This is a genomic window from Actinomadura sp. NPDC000600, from assembly GCF_040492135.1.
Taxonomy (GTDB): Bacteria; Actinomycetota; Actinomycetes; order Streptosporangiales; family Streptosporangiaceae; genus Spirillospora.
In genome coordinates this window covers 1-3,550 of record NZ_JBEUPD010000090.1, presented here as the reverse complement: position 1 = coordinate 3,550, position 3,550 = coordinate 1, and the positions used below count along the sequence as shown (strand labels likewise).

At 71.1% G+C, this 3,550-nt stretch carries 2 protein-coding genes; both read left to right on the top strand.

Annotated features, from left to right (window positions below; genetic code table 11):
- A partial coding sequence (locus ABWI07_RS43800) for an SDR family NAD(P)-dependent oxidoreductase (RefSeq protein ID WP_353822172.1) occupies positions 1 to 2,259 on the top strand: 2,259 nt, incomplete at its 5' end.
- Positions 2,260 to 2,305: 46 nt separating this feature from the next.
- Positions 2,306 to 3,550, top strand: a 1,245-nt coding sequence (locus tag ABWI07_RS43795; RefSeq protein ID WP_353822171.1) for a beta-ketoacyl synthase N-terminal-like domain-containing protein, incomplete at its 3' end; no start/stop codon positions are given.

Genomic DNA, 3,550 nt, shown 5'->3' with positions numbered 1-3,550 from the left:
CTCCACAACCTCGCCCACCTACACACCCACACCCACCACCCCATCACCTACACACCCACCCAACCCAACCAACCCGAACCCCCCGAACCACCCGAACCCGACCACACCGCCACCCACCTGCCCACCTACCCCTTCCAACACCACCACTACTGGCTCGACACGCCGACGAGTAGCGGCGGCGAAGACTCAGGGAACGACGCCTTGTGGGAGGCGGTCGATAACGGTGACGTTCCCGCCGTGGCCGCCGTATTGGACGTCCGTCAAGAGGCGCTCGCGGAGGTCGTGCCGGCGCTCGCAAGCTGGCGGATCGGGCAGCGACGACAAGCGGCGGCGGACGGCTGGCGGTACCGGGTGGCTTGGCCTCCGCTCAAGACGGACGGTGATTTCGCTCCGTCCGGCCTCTGGTTCGTCGTCGGCGACGAGGACGATGCGCTCACGGTCGAGCTGACCACCGCGCTGGTCCGGCGTGGAGTGGATGCGCGGATCGTCCAGTCCGTTGAGGAGATGTCCGACGAGGCGGCCGAAGGCATCCTGTCGCTGCTGGCCATGGACGAAACCCCTGACGAGAACCATCACGCGGTCCCGAGCGGCCTGGCGAAGTCTTTCCATCTGGCCCAGCGCGAGACGTCCGCGCCGATCTGGTGCCTGACACAGGGAGCGGTCGGTACGGGGCCGGGCGCCCCGCCTACGCGTCCGCTCCAGGCGCACGTGTGGGGTATGGGCCGGGTCGCGGCACTGGAGCATCCGGCGCGCTGGGGCGGACTGATCGACCTGCCCGCGATCCCGGACGAACGCACCTGGGACCAGCTCTGCCAGGCTTTGACGAACGCTTCTGGCGAGGACCAGCTGGCCTTGCGGCCGTCGGGGGTGCTGACACGCAGGCTCGTCCGCGCTCCCCTGGTCGGACGGTCGCCCCGCCGGAAGTGGACACCGGACGGGACGACCCTGATCACCGGCGGGACGGGCGCACTCGGGCGTCTTCTGGCCACGGAGCTGGCCGCCCGCGGCGCCGAGCACCTCGTTCTGGTCAGCCGCCAGGGCCCAGACGCACCGGACGCGGCGGATCTGGCCGAACAGCTCGGCGCGCTCGGCAGCCGCGTCACGATCGCCGGCTGCGACATCACCGACAGGGATGCGCTGCTGTCCGTGCTGGACGAGGTCCCCGGGGATGCGCCGCTGTCCGCCGTCTTCCACCTCGCCGGAGTCGTCGACTACGAACCATTCGACGAGATCACGACCGAACGGCTGGACACGGTGATCCGGTCGAAGACCGTTGGAGCCACGCTGCTGGACGACCTCACCCGCGATCTGGACCTGGCGGCGTTCGTCCTCTTCTCCTCCAACTCCGGGACCTGGGGAAGCGGAGGCCAGGCCGCCTACGCGGCGGCGAACGCCTACCTCGACGCGCTGGCCGAGGAGCGGCGAGCGCAGGGGAGGACGGCGACGTCAGTGTCCTGGGGCGCCTGGGGCGACGCGGGACTGGCCGCCGAGGACGAGGTGGCCGAGTACCTGCGGCGGCGCGGCCAACTGCCGATGGCCCCCGAGTCCGCCTTCGAGGCGCTGTGGCAGACGCTCGACCACGACGAGACCTCCGTGTCCATCGCCAACGTCGAGTGGGAGACCTTCGCCGCCGCGTTCACCACGGCTCGCCCTAGCCCCCTCATCTCGGATCTGCCGGACCTCCGCGCCACAGACCCGGCCGCGGACATCGGCGCGATCGATGGCGCCGGAGCGGCCGACGAGCTGCGCGCCAGGCTCGCCACGCTTCCCGATGCCGACCAGCTCGCCGAGCTCATGAGCGTGGTCCGCTCCCATGCGGCGGTCGCCCTGGGGCACGGCTCACCCGACGCGGTCGAGCCGGACCTGCCGTTCAAGGATCTCGGTTTCGATTCACTGATCGCGGTCGACCTGCGCAACCGCCTGACCGCGGCGACCGGGGTAAGGCTGCCGGCGACGCTCGCCTTCGACTACCCGACACCGCGCGCGATCGCCGAGCTGCTCCGGCCCGAACTGATGGCGGACGGGGCGGTCACCGAAGGCTCGGTACTCGCCGGACTCGACCGGCTGGACGCCGAACTGACCGGCCTGTCCCCCGACGCCGCCACCCGCCGCAAGGTCGCCGGACGCCTCCAGGTGCTCCTCGCCAAGTGGGGCGACACCAACGGGCACGGCAACGCGGCCGACCACCACCAGGACCTGGAATCGGCGTCCGCCGACGAAGTCCTCGACCTCATCCGCGAAGAGCTCGGCAAGTCCTGACCGTCCATCCGACCCCACCGCCTCAGCCGAAGGAGCCATTGCGGCCATGGCCACGGAACAGAAGCTGCTCGACAACCTGAAGTGGGTCACCGCGGAGCTGCGCCAGGCGCGGGAGCGGCTGCGCGAGGTGGAGGCGCAGGCGGACGAGCCGATCGCGGTCGTCGGCATGGCATGCCGTTACCCCGGCGGCGTGCGCAGTCCCGAGGACTTGTGGCGGCTGGTCATCGACGGCACCGACGCCATCGGTGACTTCCCCGCCGACCGCGGCTGGGACCTGGACGCGCTCTTCGGCAAGGACGGCAACGGCTCGCATACGTCCTCCACACAGCGCGGCGGATTCCTGGACGACATGCCGGGCTTCGACGCGGAGTTCTTCGGCATCTCGCCGCGCGAGGCCCTGGCCATGGACCCGCAGCAGCGGCTCCTGCTGGAGACGTCCTGGGAGGCGATCGAGCGGGCGGGCATCGCGCCCGGTTCCCTGCGCGGCACGCAGACCGGCGTGTTCGTCGGCGCCGCCTACGCGGGCTACGGGCCCGGCGTGTACGCGGCCCCGCAGAACGTCGAGGGCCATGTGCTCACGGGCGCCTCCCCCGCCATCGCCTCCGGTCGCATCGCCTACATACTCGGCCTGCACGGTCCCGCGATCACTCTGGACACCATGTGCTCGTCCTCTCTGGTGGCGATGCACCTCGCGGGAGAAGCGCTCCGCCGCGGCGAATGCGGCCTGGCCCTGGCCGGCGGCGCGGTGGCGATCGCGACACCGGGAGCCTTCGTCGAGTTCAGTCGGCAGGGCGGCCTGGCCCCGGACGGCCGCTGCAAGGCGTTCTCCGACTCGGCCGACGGGACCGGCTGGTCGGAGGGCGTCGGCATCCTCCTGCTGGAGCGGCTCTCGGACGCCGAACGCAACGGCCACCGCGTCCTGGCGGTGATGCGCAGTTCGGCGATCAACCAGGACGGCGCGAGCAACGGCCTCACGGCGCCCAACGGGCTGTCTCAGCAGCGCGTCATCGAGCAGGCTCTGGCCAATGCGCGGTTGTCGGGTGCGGACGTGGACGTGGTGGAGGCCCATGGGACCGGCACCTCGCTGGGCGACCCGATCGAAGCCCAGGCGCTCCTCGCCACGTACGGGCGCAACCGTCCCCACGATCGTCCGCTCTGGCTGGGTTCGGTGAAGTCGAACATCGGCCACGCCCAGGCGGCGGCCGGGGTCGCCGGGGTCATCAAGGCGATCATGGCGCTGCAAGAGGGCATATTGCCGCGGACGTTGCATGTGGACGAGCCGTCGCGGGCG